General features: G+C 61.1%; 18 protein-coding genes. 10 read left to right on the forward strand and 8 right to left on the reverse strand.

Annotation, left to right across the window (positions count from 1 at the left end; all coding sequences use genetic code 11):
* Positions 1-44: 44 nt before the first annotated feature.
* Positions 45-2615, reverse strand: a complete 2571-nt coding sequence (locus AB7008_RS40455) for an ATP-binding protein (RefSeq protein WP_441260589.1) — start codon at positions 2613-2615, stop codon at positions 45-47.
* A 406-nt stretch (positions 2616-3021) separates the two neighbouring features.
* Between AB7008_RS40455 and AB7008_RS40460 the strand changes: the two genes are divergently transcribed.
* The 3 genes from AB7008_RS40460 to AB7008_RS40470 all read left to right on the forward strand — a co-directional run bounded on the left by AB7008_RS40460 (position 3022) and on the right by AB7008_RS40470 (position 5271).
* Positions 3022-4047 (forward strand): RES family NAD+ phosphorylase, encoded by a 1026-nt coding sequence (locus AB7008_RS40460; protein WP_441260590.1) that lies wholly within the window; start codon positions 3022-3024, stop codon positions 4045-4047.
* Positions 4048-4168: 121 nt separating this feature from the next.
* Positions 4169-4636 (forward strand): MFS transporter, encoded by a 468-nt coding sequence (locus tag AB7008_RS40465; protein ID WP_441260591.1) that lies wholly within the window; start codon positions 4169-4171, stop codon positions 4634-4636.
* Positions 4637-4707: 71 nt separating this feature from the next.
* The gene (locus tag AB7008_RS40470) at positions 4708-5271 is read left to right on the forward strand and encodes a hypothetical protein (RefSeq protein WP_441260592.1); all 564 of its coding nucleotides are present in this window, start codon (positions 4708-4710) and stop codon (positions 5269-5271) included.
* A gap of 213 nt (positions 5272-5484) precedes the next feature.
* Here AB7008_RS40470 and AB7008_RS40475 read toward each other — a convergent pair whose 3' ends face one another.
* From AB7008_RS40475 to AB7008_RS40485, 3 genes are all read right to left on the reverse strand, one after another.
* Positions 5485-6420, reverse strand: coding sequence for an adenylate/guanylate cyclase domain-containing protein (locus AB7008_RS40475; protein WP_441260593.1), 936 nt, complete (start codon positions 6418-6420; stop codon positions 5485-5487).
* A gap of 209 nt (positions 6421-6629) precedes the next feature.
* On the reverse strand, positions 6630-7202 hold the full coding sequence (locus AB7008_RS40480; protein ID WP_441260594.1) for an OsmC family protein: 573 nt from the start codon (positions 7200-7202) through the stop codon (positions 6630-6632).
* A 105-nt stretch (positions 7203-7307) separates the two neighbouring features.
* Entirely contained in the window at positions 7308-8486 is a 1179-nt protein-coding gene (locus AB7008_RS40485; protein WP_441260595.1) for an alkene reductase, read from the reverse strand.
* An 81-nt stretch (positions 8487-8567) separates the two neighbouring features.
* Here AB7008_RS40485 and AB7008_RS40490 point away from each other — a divergent pair, with 81 nt between their 5' ends.
* Entirely contained in the window at positions 8568-8945 is a 378-nt protein-coding gene (locus AB7008_RS40490; protein ID WP_441260596.1) for a winged helix-turn-helix transcriptional regulator, read from the forward strand.
* 164 nt (positions 8946-9109) lie between these two features.
* On the opposite strand, the gene AB7008_RS40495 is transcribed toward AB7008_RS40490, so the two are convergent.
* Positions 9110-9721: a TIGR00730 family Rossman fold protein gene (locus AB7008_RS40495; protein ID WP_441260597.1), complete on the reverse strand. Its 612-nt coding sequence runs from the start codon at positions 9719-9721 to the stop codon at positions 9110-9112.
* 476 nt (positions 9722-10197) lie between these two features.
* The gene (locus AB7008_RS40500; RefSeq protein ID WP_441260598.1) at positions 10198-10935 is read right to left on the reverse strand and encodes a 3-ketoacyl-ACP reductase; all 738 of its coding nucleotides are present in this window, start codon (positions 10933-10935) and stop codon (positions 10198-10200) included.
* A 388-nt stretch (positions 10936-11323) separates the two neighbouring features.
* Between AB7008_RS40500 and AB7008_RS40505 the strand changes: the two genes are divergently transcribed.
* From AB7008_RS40505 to AB7008_RS40530, 6 genes are read left to right on the forward strand one after another with little or no spacing between them, the layout of a single operon-like run.
* Positions 11324-12100 (forward strand): ABC transporter permease, encoded by a 777-nt coding sequence (locus AB7008_RS40505; protein WP_063624876.1) that lies wholly within the window; start codon positions 11324-11326, stop codon positions 12098-12100.
* 50 nt (positions 12101-12150) lie between these two features.
* Positions 12151-13149 carry an ABC transporter substrate-binding protein gene (locus AB7008_RS40510; protein WP_441260599.1) on the forward strand — a complete coding sequence of 333 codons (999 nt, stop codon included), beginning with the start codon at positions 12151-12153 and terminating at the stop codon, positions 13147-13149.
* A 28-nt stretch (positions 13150-13177) separates the two neighbouring features.
* On the forward strand, positions 13178-13690 hold the full coding sequence (locus tag AB7008_RS40515; protein WP_441260600.1) for a MaoC/PaaZ C-terminal domain-containing protein: 513 nt from the start codon (positions 13178-13180) through the stop codon (positions 13688-13690).
* A gap of 13 nt (positions 13691-13703) precedes the next feature.
* Entirely contained in the window at positions 13704-14540 is an 837-nt protein-coding gene (locus AB7008_RS40520; protein ID WP_248879791.1) for an ABC transporter ATP-binding protein, read from the forward strand.
* Positions 14540-15319 carry an enoyl-CoA hydratase/isomerase family protein gene (locus AB7008_RS40525; RefSeq protein ID WP_441260601.1) on the forward strand — a complete coding sequence of 260 codons (780 nt, stop codon included), beginning with the start codon at positions 14540-14542 and terminating at the stop codon, positions 15317-15319. Before AB7008_RS40520 ends, AB7008_RS40525 begins: the two co-directional genes overlap by 1 nt.
* 45 nt (positions 15320-15364) lie before the next feature.
* Positions 15365-16210: a fumarylacetoacetate hydrolase family protein gene (locus AB7008_RS40530; protein WP_441260602.1), complete on the forward strand. Its 846-nt coding sequence runs from the start codon at positions 15365-15367 to the stop codon at positions 16208-16210.
* A 45-nt stretch (positions 16211-16255) separates the two neighbouring features.
* Here the strand turns inward: AB7008_RS40530 and AB7008_RS40535 are convergent, their stop codons facing one another.
* The gene (locus AB7008_RS40535; RefSeq protein ID WP_441260603.1) at positions 16256-17128 is read right to left on the reverse strand and encodes a shikimate dehydrogenase family protein; all 873 of its coding nucleotides are present in this window, start codon (positions 17126-17128) and stop codon (positions 16256-16258) included.
* Positions 17077-18141 (reverse strand): LacI family DNA-binding transcriptional regulator, encoded by a 1065-nt coding sequence (locus AB7008_RS40540; RefSeq protein WP_063623589.1) that lies wholly within the window; start codon positions 18139-18141, stop codon positions 17077-17079. The genes AB7008_RS40535 and AB7008_RS40540 overlap by 52 nt, the downstream gene beginning before the upstream one ends.
* Positions 18142-18179 lie beyond the last annotated feature (38 nt).

Here is an 18179-nt window from a genome sequence, read left to right on the forward strand (position 1 = left end):
GCATTGTCGCTATGGACGGCGATGCCTTCCGGCTTCGTGCCTGCCTAACTATCTTCTTTCTGAAAAAGAGAATGCAGACGTTGAGCGAGTTCGGACACGCCGAAGGGCTTGTGAATGATCGGGAACTCGTCTGCCGCCCCGTGACGCGCGAGTACGTCTCCCACGTAGCCCGACGTCAGTAATATCTTGATCCTGCTGTTCCGCCGCTTTGCTTCGCGAGCAAGCTCGACGCCATTAGGACCATTCGGCATGATGACATCGCTGAACAGAAGATCGAACCCCTGATCGCTGTCGAGAATTCGGATGGCTTCGGTACCGTTGTGAGCAAGGCGAATCCGATAGCCAAAGCTCGTCAGCATTGCAGACACGACTTCCAACAGATCTTCATTGTCCTCGACCAAAAGAATTCGCTCGGAGCCTCCCGGCATAGCCCGGGTCTGTTCGGTTTCCACCTCGTCGTGAGCCTCCGGATTGGCTCTCGGCAGGTACAGTGAGATCGTGGTGCCGGCGTTAGGGGCACTTTCGACTGAAATATAGCCACCGGATTGCCGGACAAAGCCATACACCATGCTGAGACCGAGGCCAGTGCCCTTGCCAACTTCCTTGGTCGTGAAGAAGGGCTCGAAAATCCGGTCTCGCACCTCGGGAGACATCCCATGCCCCGTATCCGAGACGGACAGCCTCACATATGATCCGGCCGGACATCCCGCGACGGCTTCCCCATCCAGAACGACGTTCCGCGCCTCGATCTCGAGCACTCCGCCGCCCGGCATCGCATCGCGACCGTTCAGCGCTAGATTGAGAAGGGCAGTCTCCAGCAGGGATGGATCCACCTGACAGAGCCACAATCGCTCGTCGATCTTCAGCCTGACCTCGCATTCTGCGCCGACCGCCTGACGGACGAGCCCCTGGAAGTTGGAGATCAGCTCGTTGGCATTAATCAGTTTAGGGTTGAGCTTTTGCCGTCGAGAGAAAGCGAGGAGCTGTGCGGTGAGCTTCGCCCCCCGGTCGGCGGCACGCCGCGCAATCGCGGCAAAGCGCCGGATCCTGCCGTCATTTGCCGCCCGCTCGATGAGATCAAGGTTTCCCGAAACGACGGCAAGCAGGTTGTTGAAGTCATGGGCAACACCGCCCGTGAGCTGTCCGACGGACTCCATCTTCTGACTCTGATGAAGCTGCTCCTCGATGCGCTGGCGCGCCTCCACGGCATGCTTTTGCTCGGTGACGTCTCGAAAGAAGATCGCGATCCCTTCGCCGGAAGGAAACGCGTTGATCGCATACCAAGCGGCACGACGAGGACAGTGCGCTTCGAACGAAACCGGACGGCGGTCCGACATGACTTCCCGAAGCTGCTCGACGATTCCGGTATCCGGGGCATCCAGAAGCGACGCCTGCAGGTGCATTCCAATCAGATCACGCCCCTGAGCGATCTGAGACCAGGCCCTCTGGTTGAAGAAGCTGATCCGCCAATCGTGGTCGACGATCACGACGCTGTCGGTTGTGCTTTCGAAGAGCATCGTAAGCCGGGCCGCGGCGTCCTCGGCCTTCTCTTTTGCATCGGACAATTCCTGCTCGCGGCGATCCAGCGCATCGGCCATGGTGTTGAAGGCGCCGGCTACGCCCGCGATTTCAGAACTGCCGCTGATGTCCACACGGCGAGCATAGTCGCCGAGGCGCCATCGGTTCGCGGCGTCAACTAATAGTCCGAGCGGGCGATGGATGAATTGCCGGGCGCCGAGCAGCGTCAGGCCCAGCACCATCATGGCGCTGAGGGCTATGAGGAAGATGTCGTGTCGGGTCCGGCTCTGGATCTCGGCAAAGGCGTTCGCCTTGTCGAGGCCGAAGCTGACGCGAAGTCCCCCAGAATCGGGCCCGAGAGCCGAGAAACCCACGATCCTCTCGACGCCGTCGACATCGACCAGGTCCGCTGCGAGACCGTCGCCATACTGCCTCTCATCACCGGCGCGGACCAATTTCTTACCGACAAATCGGTCATTGTCCGGATAGCGGGCAAGGTAGGTGCCGTTGCGATCGGTGATGGCCAGCGCGCCTCCCGCCGGAACACCCGCGCGCGCGATGTAGTCCGCTAACCAGTCCAGGCCGAGAGGCGCAATGATGACGCCCCCTGACTGACCATCATTTCCGTAGAAAGGCAGCGCAAACTGAATGAGTTTCCGATCGACGGACAGACCGATCGAGAATTGTCCCACCGTAAACGCGCCCGTACTCAACGCATCCGCAAAGTAGGCCCGCCCGGAGACATTCGCCGGCTTGCGATCGCTGTTTGTATCGCAGAAGGGCTGGCCATTCAGATCGGTAGCGACGAAAGTAAGGAAAGCCGGAAACCGGGACTTCATCCCCGCCAGTGCCGCGTTGCACGCGTTGCTATCCCTCGCCTTTATTGCAGGAAGTTCGGACAGCGCAATCAGGACCTGCCGAATGCCCTGAACGATCTGTTGCTGCTGTTCGGCGGCGAGCTTAGCGAGACCGAGCGCCTGATTCTGTACGTCCACTTGGCGCGCGCGTCGAAGGTTAACCTCGTTGTACGCCTGAAGCGAGATAGCGGGCAATAACGCGACTGCGACAAGCGCCAACAGGCGCGACAAGATGGTCATTCTCTGCCGAATTCAAAATGGTCCCGGAGTTTGCTGTGCATTTCGATTGCCAATCGCCATACGCTTATAGGCGTTCATCACTCCAATCACGATCGTGAGAACCACAAGTTACCGCTCGTTGAACATGCGCGACCGCGTAAGCTTCATCCGGCACCTGCTTTCAAAGACGCATATTGCCGCTTCGGCCCAGCAATCCGCCCTACTCGCGGGCGCCGTGCCATCGCGCGGTGGTACAGCCAGAATCAACAATCTTGGTACTGTTTTGGGAGCGCGCATCGCGCATCTATCCGTCATGACCAACGGCGGATGCAACTTAGACCCGCGGCACGACAGTTCTAAGCGGTGGGCGTGATCACGTCGGCCGTCTTTGCCCGGCCAAGGCTCGGTGCTTCTCAGGAGAACACGAATGACTCTAGGTACGGGATGGCGCAGCTTGGCGAATCTACTCAAAGCCGAGGCGCGCTTATTCAGCCCGAGAGCAGCGGAAAATCTCGCATCATTCTTCGATTGCATAGGCGAACTGGAAACGCGCGAAGGCCACCCGCTCATCTTCGATGCTGGTCCTGGAACGGATTTCCCTACCCTTTATCGCGCCCGGGTCTTTCAATCTGACGACAAGCTAAAAGCCGCCATCACCAGGCCAGACATCCACTTCGGCTCACCGCTGGTGCCCTCAGCGGCGGCCGGTCGCATGAATGCGCGCGGTATCTTGGCCTTCTACGGTGCAAACAATCAGAAAGTGGCTGTAGCCGAGGTACGGCCACCTGTTGGTAGTCGGATCGCGGTGGCTCAATTCGAGATCATCAGAACTCTTCGACTGCTCGACGTGACCGCCCTCGGTGACGTCCGCATCACTGAAGGCCTTGCTGATTGCGGGCTGGCTGGGAGGATGGAGGGCGCCGTTTTTCTGAGGTCGCTAAGGTCACGTCTCACGCGGCCGGCAATACCCGATGACGATGGGTCTGAGTATCTCGCAACGGAAGCCATGGCCCATTTTCTTGCGACAGAGGCCTCGGCGCCTATTGATGGCATCATCTTTCCATCAGTACAGGCGGTCGGAGACGCTTTTAATATCGTCCTTTTTCACGAGGCGGCCCGTATTGAGCCTATGAACGTGCCAGAGGGGGCAGAGATCAGCGCGAGCACGGGCCGTTGGGCAGAGGACGGCTGGGTGGACGACTACGAGGTGCTTGAGAAAGTTCCGTCAACTCAGGGGGACGTTGATAACAACGAGCAAGAGCCGATATGCCCCGCCGTTGCAACCGCGAAAGCTGCGCCGGTTGCCCCTCGCGATGCTGATTGGCGCGACTATAGTCTACGCATCATGCCCGAAAGCATGCGGGTGCATCACGTCAGGAGCGTGGAATTCGCCACGGACAAATTCGCGGTGAAACGTCGGCGTCAGGAAAAGCACGGCAGCATCGATATTTAGGCGGATCGAGGCAATCGTAGAACACACGTGTTCCAATGTACGAGGGCTCGGTGTGCCTGGATCGCTAAGCTCACTGCTCTGGTTGACACTCGGCGCTTTCGCGATCGGAACCGAAGGCTTCATGATTGCCGGACTGCTGCCACACTTGGCGCGAGACCTGGATGTCACCGTGCCCGCCATCGGCCACCTGGTCACCGCCTTCTCCCTCGCTTACGCCATAGGCGCTCCCACAATAGCCATGCTGACCGCCGGACTGGAACGGCGGCGCTTGCTCGCCATCGCCATGGCAGGGTTCAGCATTGCGAATCTGCTCGCCGCATTGGCACCGAGCTACGCCGAGCTGCTGATAGCGCGGTTGCTGCTGGCCCTGTCTGCCGCCAGCTTCATGCCGGCCGCCAGCGGATATGCAGCCGCACTGGGTGGACCGGAGCGGCGGGGGCGGGCTTTGTCAACGGTCACCAACGGGCTGACCTTGGCAATCATCGCCGGCGTGCCGCTCGGAGTACTGGTCGGAGAAAGCTTCGGCTGGCGCGCGACCTTTCTCAGCGTCGCAGGGCTGGCGACACTCTCGCTGCTTGGGATCTCGTGAGAATGCCGAGTCAGCCGCCCGTTTCCACTGCGGGTCTCGGAGAGCGTTTGGCACTAGCCAAGCGCCCCGACATGATAGCGATCCTGGTGACCAGCGTGCTGACGGTCTCTGCAACCTTCTCGCTTTATACGTATCTGGGCGTCTTCCTCGCAGATGTCGCCGGGATCAGACCTCAGGGCCTGGCTCTGGTGTTATTCGGCTTCGGAGTCGCCAGCGCGGCCGGTACCCGGCTCGGTGGCACCGCGGCGGACCACTGGGGTGCGGACCATGCCGTGATCGTGGGCGGTGGCCTTACCGTGTTGGCTTATCTTGTCCTCTCGCTGGGCGCGGCGCTCGAGCCTGCGCGAGCCATGCTCGTTATGTTTCCAGCCATTCTGCTCTGGGGCTTGGCCAGCTGGGGCCTGATGACGGCACAGCAGGCGCGGCTGGTCGCGCTAAGCCCAGCTCTGGCCGCGGTCAGTCTGTCGCTGAACTCGTCGGCCATTTATCTCGGCACCGCTACAGGCGCGGCCATTGGCGCGCTGGTCATCGCCCATGGCGGAGTGGATCGGCTCGGCTGGGTGGCGGCGGCGTTCGGCGTGGCCGCACTGCTGTCGGTGCTGGCTAGCGGCCGCGCCTCCCCACCCCGATGTTGAGACGTTGGATATCGGCTCGAGCGGCGTCTTCTGGCCCCTAATAGACACTCTGCGCTCGGAACGGTCGACCTCTGACCCTGGCTGTCTGAAAGCGCCGCGCTTGATCGTATTCAAACAGGCGCCCCTGTCCTCGAGCAACCATCCACCCCACTATCACACACCGGATTTGATTGATCTCGGAGCCGTGCAATCCATGCTCGGACGTACGAAGGCTCACCCTGCTTTCAAACTATAGAGTTGAATGGGCTCTTTGTAGCCTCGAAGCCGATGCTTGCCTTCACTCGTGAAAGCTTTGGCGAGGTCGAAGCTACCCTCCGCAAGAAGACACCGCATAAAATCGCCAGTGACGAGCACCGTTGCATCAAGAACCCGGCAGTAAGCTTCGACACGGCTGGCGATGTTCACAGCGTCGCCGACCACCGTGAATTCAAGCCGTTTGTCGGTGCCAACATCGCCCTGTACAACCTCGCCGCAGTGGATACCGACGGCAACGCGAATGGCCATATCTGGGTTGTCAGCATGTTGTTCATTCCAACGGCCAAGGCGCTCATGGATCTGCAGTGCACAGAGCGCTGCGTTTGTTGCATCTTGCTTGCTGGCAATCGGCGGGCCGAATACGGCCATGAGACCGTCCCCGAGGAACTTATCTATCGAGCCCTCGCACATAAAGACGGCCTCGCTGAGCAAGCCTAACAAATCGCGCAGCAGCTTAATGACTTCGTCAGGCGTCTTGCCAGATGCATGTGCTGTAAATCCCACGACGTCGGCGAATAGCACCGCTGCTTTCTGGCGGCGCGCGACAGAAAGAGGCACGTCGATCTGAACAAGCTGTTCAACAATTTGTGGGGAGAAGAAACGCGCGAGGTTTGTGCGCTCCCGTTTGACTTCCGCAAGGCGCTCGTTTGCCGAACGATTCCTGATCACCAAGACTACCGTGATCGTGATCGACACGTAGCTTATCAAAGATCTCAACGGCGCTGTGCCAGTTACAGTGAATCCGTGTGTAAGCACATAGCTAAGCGCGGTCAACGACGCGCACCAAATCCCGGTCAAAATGATGCCACGGCATTGAAGATCGTATGCACTGATCAAAATGACAGCCACGTACAGAGAGGCCACGGCAAATTGAAGAGACGACAGCGTGTCCATGAGGAAGATGCAAGCTGCCAGCACAATGGCTGGACCGAGGGAGTATGGGCGCGCCGAATAGAACATCTGTGCTGCCTACAAGCTCGCTTCCGCGTGAGTTGAAAACTCCCCCGATCAAATCGTTCGTGAGGCTCAATGCCCTACATCAACGTTGCCTAGGTCGGGGCGTCAATTGACGGACTCCGTCGGGGATGCGCGCCATCGTGCAATCACTCGGCGATCAAGACAGGTTCCAGAGCCACAGCCCGGGATAAATTGTAGAAATTTGGCGAGGTCGCCATCACCGCCTCGTGGACCTCAGCGAATTGCTCCTTTGTGCCACGGCCTTTGATCCGGACGGTATAGCGGAGGGTCTCGTAGCCGGGCGGCACGGCAGGATCGACCCCGAGGAAGCCACGAAGATCGATGTCGCCATCGGTCTCGATCGACAAGCTTTCGAGGGTGATTCCACGCACCGCGCACTGCGCCACGTATCCGACGGTCATGCAGGCGTTGAGCGCCGCAATCAGATACTCCTGCGGATTGGCGAAATCGTTCGATCCGCCGAGTTCGCGGGGCTCGTCGATGTCGATCGAGAACCGGCGTGACACCTGCTCTCCGCCGAGCTCATAACTCTCAACTTCTGCGCGGCTCCGCGTCTGGCCCTGCCAGGTCGTAATGACATGCCAATTCGTCTTGCCTTTGGCCGGTTCGCGCTTGACGTCGTCGATTAGCGCAAAGAGATCGTCGAGATTGATGCCGTTGACGATGGTGGGGTCGGCAGGCTTCGTTGATGCACCCACATGGGGCTCCTTTGCTTGGGATTGGGCTAGATTTCGCATTTGGACTTTTGCAGCGTCGCGCGCGCCTGTGGATGCGCTGGCCTGCTGCTCGCCCCTCCGTCCCGGTCAGTCCGCCACCGCGTGCAGAGCTACCGATCGATATGCAGGGAAGTCCGTGTAACCCGCCTCGCCGCGTCGGGTGTAGTAAGTTGATCGGTCCGCCACGGCCAACGGCCAGCCGTGCTTGAGACGCTCAACAAGGTCCGGGTTTGCGATATATGGTCTGCCGAAGGCGATCAGGTCGACTAACCCGGTGTCGAGCGAAGCCTGGGCGCGCTCGCGGTCATTGAAGCCGCCACACCAAATGAAGGCGCCGGGAAACACTGCCCGAGCCTTGGCAAGCAGAGCGTGGTCGAGGTATCGGGGCTTGAACTCCGCCGTCTCCATGTTTCCGTCGGGCATCAGCTCGTAGAGCAGATGGATGTATGCCACGCCGCGGCGCCCCAGTTGCTCGGCAAGGTACAGAAACGTTTCCTCGACAAGAGGGTCCGTCGGCATGGAGCCGTACTTGCCGAACGGAGACAGGCGAACGCCAACGCGCCCTGGACCAAACTCAGCCACCACGGCTTCGACGACTTCCATCAGGAGGCGCGTACGATTTTCCATGCTGCCCCCGCCGTAGCGGTCGGTGCGCGTATTGAGCACCGAGTTCATGAACTGCTCGAACAGATAGCCGTTGGCCGCATGCAGCTCGACACCATCGAATCCGACCTTCCGTGCATTGGCGGCGGCTTTGGCGAACGTGTCCGCCATGGCCGACACCTCATCCGTGCTGAGGGGCCTCGGCGTCTCCGTAGGCATATAACCCAACCGGCCGTCCGGCCCGTGGGCAAACACCGACGAGCCCTCCGCCCGTTGTTCGGTCGCGCCCACCGGCGCCTGGCCGTTCGGCAGCATCGAGGAATGGGCCATCCTGCCGACGTGCCATAACTGCTGGAAGATCGCGCCGCCACGACGGTGAACCTCATCGGTCACCAGACGCCAGCCCTGCATTTGGGCTTCCGAGTGGATTCCGGGTGTCCTCGCGTAACCATGGCTGGACTGATCCACGTCGGTGGCCTCGGCAATGATCAGGCCAGCACTGGCCCGCTGGCCGTAATAGGTCGCCATCAGCGCATTCGGGAGATCACCATCGGTCGGGAGGACGCCATCAGACGTGCGCGTGCGAGTCATGGGCGGCATGACAATGCGGTTCCTCAGCGGAACAGTGCCGCCAAGCAGTTGAGATTCGAACAAGTCGGTCATAGGTGATCCTTCGAGCAGATTTCTGCCGAAGGCTATTCTTCGGTGGTCATTCCGATCCACACACCCTTTGGTCAGCGTCGGATGAAGATCATCAAGAGACTACCGGGCTTGCCAATCGAGCGCGCGTTAGGCGTCTTTTCGGGACGCTGGAAGGCGGTGATCCTCAATGTGCTGCTGGATGGCCCGCAACGCACCTGCGAGCTCGAAATGCGCATTGTCGGCATCTCGCAGAAGGTGTTGCTAGAGCAACTGCGAGCGCTCGAAGTACATGGAATGGTAAGCCGGCAGTCCAGCGCCGGGCATCGTCAGGGGATCGAATACCTGCTCACCCCGCTCGGCGAAAGCCTGCGGCCGGTGCTGGATTCCCTTCGCGCATGGGGCGCCCATCATGCCAAGGAACTCGATGAAGTCGAACTGCTTGTGCCATGCGATGCTGTCGTTCGAGATCGTACGGCCTGACGCTTGATGCGTATCGCCGTCCGAGAGAGCCGGGTTGGGCCGATGCCAATCAGTTGGTCCGCCATTCGCTCGGCGCTACGCCCGACCAGGTGTCGCCACTTCGCTGATGGGCCAACATCAGAGCCAACGGCACCCGGCCTCGTTATGCCTGAGGACGCAGAAACCTACATCTTGTCGATGATCGACGAAACGCCGTGTTCGGACGCGCGATCATTAGCAGCGGCAGCGACAATCGCAGGGATTACGTCGTCGGCACGATCAACGACAATGGGTTGAATCAGGTGGTCTCTATGAAGGAAACCTGCGCTGCGTATGTGCTCCAGCATTGCCATCATAGGTGCCCAAAAACCTTTGATGTTCAGCAAAACTATCGGCTTACGGTGCTGCCCAAGCTGGGCCCAAGTCATGATTTCCACGATTTCTTCGACGGTGCCGATACCACCCGGAAGTGCCACGAAGGCGTCAGAACGCTCGAACATTCTGAGCTTGCGCTCGTGCATGGTGTCTGTGATCGTCAAGTCTTCGAACATCTTGAGCGCATCAGTCGTCGTTTCCCAGTTTGTGAGAAATCTCGGAATGATCGCGCCGACCTTACCGCCGTTATTCAGTGTGCCGCGAGCTACCGCGCCCATGACACCATGGGTACCGCCGCCGTAGATCAGCGTTAATCCCGATGTAGCAAGAGCGCGTCCCAATCGTTCGCCTGCCTCAACGTAGGCAACATCGTGGCCGGGCGAGGAACCGCAATAAACGCAGACTGCTTTGATCTTGCTCATGTTTGGGATAGGCCCGATGGACAGGCATTGCGTCAAGCTCGTTCTTGCTCGCCAGGGTCCGCTTAGGGTCCAAAGCCGACGATGTCCGACCAAGGGATGGTGGTCCCCCATCGCGCGATAAGCGGGCATGTAGCTTGGCCTTCAGTCCGATCTCCGCTATCGCTCAGACGTATAAAGGGAGCCCGTCTCGGGCGCTGTGGTAGCAAATAGCTCCGCGCGATCTCCTGGCCGAATTCCCGAGGCGGATGCTCGCCCAGTATGAAGCCCATCGCGACGACCTATCTCCGCTTTGGGTTTATGGTGCGCTCGGAGGGCGGACCCATTTGCTGTGATTTTAAAGGGTTACGGAGTTTTCGACATTCCCGATCGGCGGTGAGTTCCCACTTGGACCGCTCCCGACATCCTGCGCGCGGATTGCCCGCGACCGAAGTTCCTAAGCTAGAGATGTTCGGCTCGGATTGTACTCAAGTCGGTCGCTAAACCCGATGCAGCTGAAATCCACCTCCGACGTCGATGTGGATGCCGGTCGCGTACGGGATTTGTCCGGTCGCCAAGACCGCCACGGTGCGGCCGATCTCTTCGGGCTCACCCCAGCGCGCCATCGGAATGCCGCCGGCCACGATCAGGGCGTCGTAGCGATCCTTGGCCGCGGCGGTCATGTCGGTTCGAATGACGCCCGGCCTGATCTCGTAGACAGCGATCTCGTGGGCTGCCAGCCGCGACGCGAACAGCTTCGTCATCATCGCGACGCCGGCCTTGCTGATGCAATAGTCGGCCCGGTTCTCACCGACGATCTCGGCGTTCGCCGAACCAATGAAGATGATAGATCCCGGACTCCGGTCGGCGGTGCTGAGTCGCCGCCTGGCGAAAGCCTGGCTGAGGAAGAACGCGGCCCGGAGATTGATGCCCAGGGTCCGGTCGTAGCTCTCCGGGCTCAGATCCAGAAGGTCGCCACGCTGGAGCGAGGTCACACCGGCATTGTTGACGAGGCAGCAGGGCTCGCCGAGGTCGCTGGCGATCCTTGCCAGAAGTGCCTCATGCTGGGCAATGTCAGCAACATCGGACTGATAGTAGCGGTCAGCGGTTGAGATTGCGCCCTGCTCCTGCGGCTCGATGCTCACCCGGGCAACCGCGTAGTCCGCCTTGCTGAGCTCGTCAGCGATCGCGCGGCCAATACCGCGTCCCGCTCCTGTGACGATTGCTACGCTCCGCATCTGGACTTCTCCTCATCTTGGGCAATGGGAAAGCGGTTACAGGATGTCGCAGGCCAAATGATCTCACGAACGGTACGGCGACGGAAACCTCGAGCCTGACCTGACAATCGAACCGGCCTATTAACCGGAATCGTAAGAGTTCCACCGCCGTCGACTTTGTAAGCCGCCAAAATGTAACCGGATACATTTTTCTGTTGCTGGGCCGTGCGAGTTGGAATAGCGTCCCGGCCAGGCGCTGCATCCGATCTTTTCGGACGCCGCCGCGACAAAGCGCGCCTCAGGTTTGCGCCAAAAACGGACATGGGAGCCCGGGATGGTTTCGCCATCGCCATCCGGGTTGATCGGATCAACGCCGAGCAGCCTGGAGTCAGATAGCGCACGCGATCGCATGCCGCTTGTGCGCAGCCTGATGAAGATCGGCTGGAATTTGCTGCCGCCGCTGACATTCGTCGCCATCGTCGGCGGATGGGCGTTGCTGGTCAAAGTCTTCAAGATCCCGGCCTATCTGCTGCCGGCGCCCGGCCCGGTCTTTCAACGGCTGGTCACCGATGCGGGCTTGCTGTGGAGCAACTCGCTGGTGACGCTGACCGAGATCGTTCTCGGCTTTGGCCTCACGCTGGTGACGGCCATTCCGCTCGGCCTGCTGATCGCGCTATCGCCCGTCGCCAGGCAAATTCTCTATCCGCCGATCATGCTGTTGCAACTGGTGCCGAAGATCGCGGTCGCCCCCCTCTTCCTCGTCTGGCTCGGCTTCGGGATCGAATCCAAGGTCCTGCTGACGGTGCTGATGACCTTCTTTCCGTTGCTGCTCGCCAGCATCAGCGGCTTCCAGATCCTCGACAATCGCCTGCTCTATCTGACCCGATCGATGGGAGCATCGACCTGGCAGACCTTCCGCTTCCTGCGCGTCCCCGCGGCATTGCCGGTGATCTTTTCCGGCATCAAGGCCTCCGCCACCATCGCAGCCACGGCCGCGATCGTCGCTGAATTCGTCGGCGCCAACCAGGGCCTTGGTTACGTGCTGTTGAAAGGCACCAGCACGATGGATCTCGAGCTGACCTTTGCCGTGCTCGTGGTCCTGACGGTCATCGGGATCATCATCAATTATGTCGTCGAGTTCAGCGAGTGGCTGATGGCGCCCTGGCAACGGGACCAGAGCAGCTGAAAAATGCATAAAACCTAAAATCAGAAATCATAATGTGGGAGGGACATTCAATGAACCGCGCTTTGACCAACGTCCTAATCGTCGCCAGCTGTGCACTTGGCTCGTGGACTTCGACAGCGACTGCGCAAACCGCCGTGACGTTTCAGCTCAACTGGACCGCGGGCGGCGCCAATGCCGGGTTTGCGGCGGCGCTGGGCGAAGGATTTTACAAGGCTGCTGGGCTCGACGTGACCATCGTCCAGGGCAACGGCTCCGGTAACACGGCTCAATTGGTCGCCAGCGGCCGCTCGCAATTGGCCTATGCGGATGCCGTCGCTGTGAGCCAGTTGATCGCCAAGGGTGCGCCGATGAAGGTCGTCGCAACGATCTACCAGTCCAATCCCAACGAAGTCTCCGCGCTGACCAAGAGCGGGGTCAAATCGATCAATGATCTGAAGGGAAAGAAGGTCGGCGTTCCCGCGGGCTCATCGCAGACGACAATGATGCCACTATTCCTGAAGGCGAATGGCCTGAAGGAAGCGGACATGACCATGATCAACATGCCCGTGGCGGCCATGGTGCCCTCGCTGCTCCAGGGCCAGGTCGACGCCATCCTGGGATCGATGGACTCCTATCAGATCCAGCTGGAGCAGCAGGGCGCGACGCTGGATAATTATCGGTTCGCCGACTATGGCGTGCCCACCGTCAGCACCTCGATCTTCGCCTCCGACAGTTTCATCAAGGACAATCCCGATGTCCTGAAGAAATTCATCGGCGCAAGCCTCAGGGGCTGGGGCTTCGCCCTCGACAATCCCGACAAGGCGGTCAAGGACCTCAAGGCTGTCTTCCCGGACCTCAACGAGAAGCTCGCAGCCGCCGAGCTCGCCGCCATCACGCCCCTCTTCTGCAGCGGCGGCGCCAAGTTCCTCGGCAAGGCCGAGGACGCGCACTGGACCCGGACGCAGGCGCTGCTCTCCGAAGTGAAGCTCCTGCCGGAAGGCCAGGATCCCAAGAGCTACTACACCAACGCTTATCTCCCGGCCGATGGTGAAATGCGGGCGTGCAAATAGTGATCTGCCGTAAAACCCGAGCATGGCCATGAACGACAGACTGAGACTGGGATATCGCTTCGAAGACCTCCATGAGGGCATGAGGTTTCGAAGCCCTGGCCGCACCATCACGGAAGCCGACCTGATGAGCTTTGCCGGGTTGACCGGCGATCATTCGGAGCTTCACACCAGTGATGTCTACGCGCGCGCCAGCGAATTCGGCCAAAAGGTCGCCCATGGCATGCTCGGCCTTGCCTATGCCCATGGCTTGATGTGGGCGCGGACGGGCGAGCTTCGTGAAACAGCGATCGCGTTCCTCGGCATCAGCGATTGGCGCTTTGTCGGGCCGATCTTCGTCGGCGACACCATCTTCGTGAATTACGTCCTCGCCGAGCTGCGTGACAGCCGCTCGCGTCCGACGCAGGCCATCGCCAATTTCGATGTCGAGGTCGTCAAGCAGGACGGTGTTGTCGTCCAGAAGGGCCGCAAGGCGCTTCTGGTCTCCAAGGTCCCGCTCGAGGCTGTCAAGGCGTCGGGCGCCGTTCAAGCTCCGTCAAACTAGAGAGAACATCCTCATGACGGCTCAATCCGACATGGCCACCCCATCCGGCGTCCCGATCACGATCAGCAACGTCTCGAAGGCGTTCGGCGAAGGGACCGGAAAACCGTTTCAGGCCTTGAAGCCGATCGACGTGACGATCCCCGCCGGCGAATTCATCTCCGTCGTCGGGGCGTCCGGCTGCGGCAAGAGCACGCTGATGTTGATGGTCGCGGGCTTGCTCAAGCACACCACCGGAGAGATCATGGTCGCCGGCCGCGCGGTCAGGGAGCCCGTCACCGACGTCGGCATCGCCTTCCAGGACCATCTGCTGCTCGACTTCCGCACGGCGTTCGAGAACGTCATGCTCCATGCCGATATCCGGAAGATGGATCGCGCACAGCTTGCGGTGCGGGCCAAGGAGCTGTTCGCGCAGCTCCGCCTCGAGCATGCCATGAACAAATATCCGCGCCAGCTCTCCGGCGGCATGCGCCAGCGCGTCTCGCTAATCCGCACGCTCGTCCACGATCCCTCCGTGATCCTGATGGACGAGCCATTTGGCGCGCTCGACGCGTTGACCAGGCTTCAGGTGCGCACCGATCTCGAGACACTTTGGCTCCGCCGGCGGCCGACCGTGGTCTTCATCACACACAGCGTGGAGGAGGCAGTTGGCCTGTCCGATCGCATCCTGGTGATGAGCCCAAGTCCGGGCGAGGTGATCGATGACATCAAGGTCGATCTGCCGCGCCCTCGCCCCATCGTGCTCGGCGACGCGCCGGAGTTCGGCGCCTATGTCGACCGCATCCATCGCCATTTCGAGCGCCTCGGCGTGCTTCACGGCATCACCATGCCGCAAGCTACCGCCGTGCAGTAATGGCGACGGCCCCTGCCCTGGTGCAAACCATCCGCCGCGGCGCCGTTGCGGAGATCGCGCTCGCCAACGGTCCCCTGAATTTGGTGACGCGCGCGATGTTGCGTCAACTCAATCAGGCCGTCTGCGAGCTGGCCCGAGAGCCGGACATTCGCTGCGTCATTCTCCACGGCGGGGACGCGCGGGCATTCTGTGCCGGCAGCGACATCAGGGAATTCGGGCCGATCCGTCATGATGCGAGCGAGCAGAAGATCCTGTTCGAGGACATGGTCCTGCGCAATCTGGCGAGGCTCACCATGCCGACCATTGCGGCGATCGATGGACCGGCGCTGGGTGGGGGTTTCGAGCTTGCGCTGTGCTGTGATCTGCGCGTCCTCAGGCGCGGGGTCTCGGTTGGCTTCCCGGAATGCCATCTCGGTGGCCTGGCCGGCAACGGGGCCGTGCGGGTAAGCCGCCTCGTCGGCCCCGCCCGTGCCAAGCAGATGCTCTTCACGGGCGAGCAGATCGATACCGAGCGCGCGCTCGACTGGGGGCTCGCGAACTTTGTCGCCGACATCTCGGCGCTCGAAATGGCGCGCAAGGTCGCTGGCACCATCAGTGCACGCGGCCCCATCTCAAACCGGCTCGCCAAGGAGCTGGTCGAGCAATCGCAGGATGAGCCGCTGGATGCCGGCTTGTTGCGCTCGACCGTTGCTCAGCAGAATATCTTCGACTCGGATGACCTCCAGGAAGGTGCCGCGGCATTTTTCCAGAAGCGCGCGCCGGTCTTTTCGGGACGCTAGCGCGCAAGCCAATTCCCATCATCGCATCATCAAGGAGAATACACGATGAAACTCGTCCGTTTCGGCCCTTCGGGCCAAGAAAAGCCCGGCGCGATTGATGCCAGCGGCAAGCTGCGCGATCTGTCCTCGATCGTGCAAGATATTGACGTCGCCGCGCTGTCTCCGGCCGGGCTGTCACGTCTCAAGGCGACGGATTTGAACGGCCTGCCCGAGGTGAGCGGCTCGGTTCGCTGCGGCGTTCCGGTCGCGCACGTTCCCAATCTCGTCTGCATCGGCCTCAACTACACCGACCATGCCGAAGAGACGAACGCGCCGATTCCGACCCAGCCAATCATCTTCAACAAGCACACCGGCGCGCTGTGCGGCGCGAACGATCCCGTGTTGCTGCCGCCAGGATCGAAGAAGCTCGACTGGGAAGTCGAGCTCGCCTTCGTCATCGGCCAAACCTGCTGGCATGTCAGCGAGGAGAACGCCCTCAGCTACGTCGCGGGCTACATGGTTCTCAACGATATCTCGGAGCGTGAGTATCAAATCGAGTGGGAAGGGCAATGGGCCAAGGGCAAGAGCTATCCCGGCTTTGCGCCGTGTGGGCCCTGGCTCGTGACGCCTGACGAGGTGCCCGATCCGCAGAAGCTGGATCTGTGGCTGGACCTCAACGGTACCCGCGTCCAGACCGGGACCACGACGCGCATGATCTTCCCGATCAAGACACTCGTCGCCTATCTCAGCCGATTCATGCGGCTGATGCCGGGCGACATCGTCACGACCGGCACGCCGCCCGGCGTTGGCCTCGGCATGAAGCCGAACAAGTTCATGAAAGCCGGCGACGTGATGACGCTCGGCGTGACCGGTCTCGGCGAGCAGCGTCAAATCGTGACGCCTGCGCAATAGGCACACAAACACGATCCCGGGCGAAGCGCTTCGCCTGGGACCTGCTCAGGCGGCCCCGATCCCAAAGAACGCCAGCACCGCATCCGCCTGCCCGCTGATCATCGCCGCGCCATTCGCGGCAGGGCAGCCTTTTTCGCGCGCGAGCGCCAGCAGCGCCGTCGTTTCCGGCTTCGGGACGATATCGATCACGGTGAGACCTGCGTGAAGCTCGCCACGAAACGGCGCAAGTGCGAAGGCGGGCGCCATTCCAACCGGCGTTGCGTTGATCAGCAGATCGAAGTCGGCGATCTCAGGCCCGGACGCATGAGCACGGCAGCCGGGGAAATGTTCTTGAACACGCTCCGCTAGGTCGCTGCCGCGGTTTGCGTCGAGATCGAACACGCCGATCTCGGCGGCACCAGCCGCTGCCAGAGCCACAGCGATCGCGCTCCCTGCCCCGCCGGCTCCGAGCAGCAGGATGCGGCGACCGGCCGCGGTCTGGCCCAGGGAGGCCAGCGCACCGAGCAGGCCGGCACCGTCGAACATATCCCCCGTCCAGGAGCCGTCCGCTTCGCGGCGCATCGCATTGATCGCACCGACCGCCTGCCCGACCCGGCCGACCTTGTCGGCATAGGGAAGAACGCGTTCCTTGTGCGGATAGGTCACGACGAAGCCCAGCAAGTTCTTGATCGCCATGATACCCTTCACGGCGTCATCGAACGCTTCCGTGGGGATCTGCATCGGCAGCAGGATCGCATTGACACCTGCTTTGACGATCCGCGGATTGTAGATTTCCGGCGACCGTACCTGCGCGATGGGGTCTCCGATGATCGCGAGCAGTTTCGTGTTGCCGTCGATCCGAGCTTGTTCCGCTGTCACCTGTCCCATCATGCCGGTGCCGGCCCAGACGATTTCCGGATCAAGAGCTCCGCGCTGCACTCAAACGCGATCTCGATCGGACGGTTCTCGACACGACCGATGATGAAGCGGGCGGCGTCGCGGCCGACCAGTTCGCCCTGCACCCTCATGGTCGTGATCGGGATCGGGAGATGGTTCATGATCTCGATGTCGTCATAGCCGACGATCGACAGTTGATCCGGCACCTTGATGCCCATGTCCTGGCTTTCGAGCAGGGCGCCGACGGCCAAAAATGCGTTGCCGCAAATCACGGCGGTCGGTCGTGGTTCCGCGGCCATGATCTGGCGAAACAGCGCCCTTCCCTCTGCAATCGTCCACTCGCCAATCGCAAAGTGCTGCGGGCGAACGGCAAGACCGCGCTCGGCCAGCGCATCACGGACGCCTTCGAGGCGCGCGGCGGCACGATCGTTGTTCTGCGTCGACTGCGCAATCAGCCCGAATCGGCTATGGCCATGATCGATCAGATAGTTCGTCAGCCGGAAGAGTGCCTTGCGATTGTCGGGACCAACGCAGGTTCCGTGCGTTTCGGGGTCGTAGACGAAAGCGTAGACAAAGGGCACGCCGCGCTGATTGAGAAAGTGTTCCAGCTCGGGATGATGCGCCTTGCCGATCAAGATGATGCCGTCGATGCCTTGCTCGACGAATTTTCGCACCTGCGCATATTCCTGGGCCGCATCGTAATTCGAGCAAGCCAGCAGCAGGGTATAGCCGCTCACCAGCAGCTCTTCCTGGATCGCATTGGTCGCCCGCGCGAAATCGCCGTGGGAGAGCGTCGGAAACACCGCGCCAATGGCGTTCGATTTCCGGGTCGTCAACGCCCGCGCCGCCCCGTCCGGAACCCAGCCGAGGTGCTTGACGACGGATTCGACGCGGGCGCGAAGCTTTGGCGACACGGCCGCGGGATTGTTGATCACGCGAGAGACCGTCGCTGTCGAGACGCCAGCTGCGCGCGCGACATCTCGGAGGCCAACGCTGTTTCTTGGCGGCGTTGCCTCCTGCTGAAGGATTTGCTGGGGCTCTTCGAGTGACGGCATTTTCTCTCCTGGCCGGATACGAAATCGAACTTCGCTCC

Origin of the sequence: Bradyrhizobium sp. 521_C7_N1_3, from assembly GCF_052075975.1 — a bacterium.
In the GTDB taxonomy this organism is placed as follows: domain Bacteria; phylum Pseudomonadota; class Alphaproteobacteria; order Rhizobiales; family Xanthobacteraceae; genus Bradyrhizobium; species Bradyrhizobium japonicum.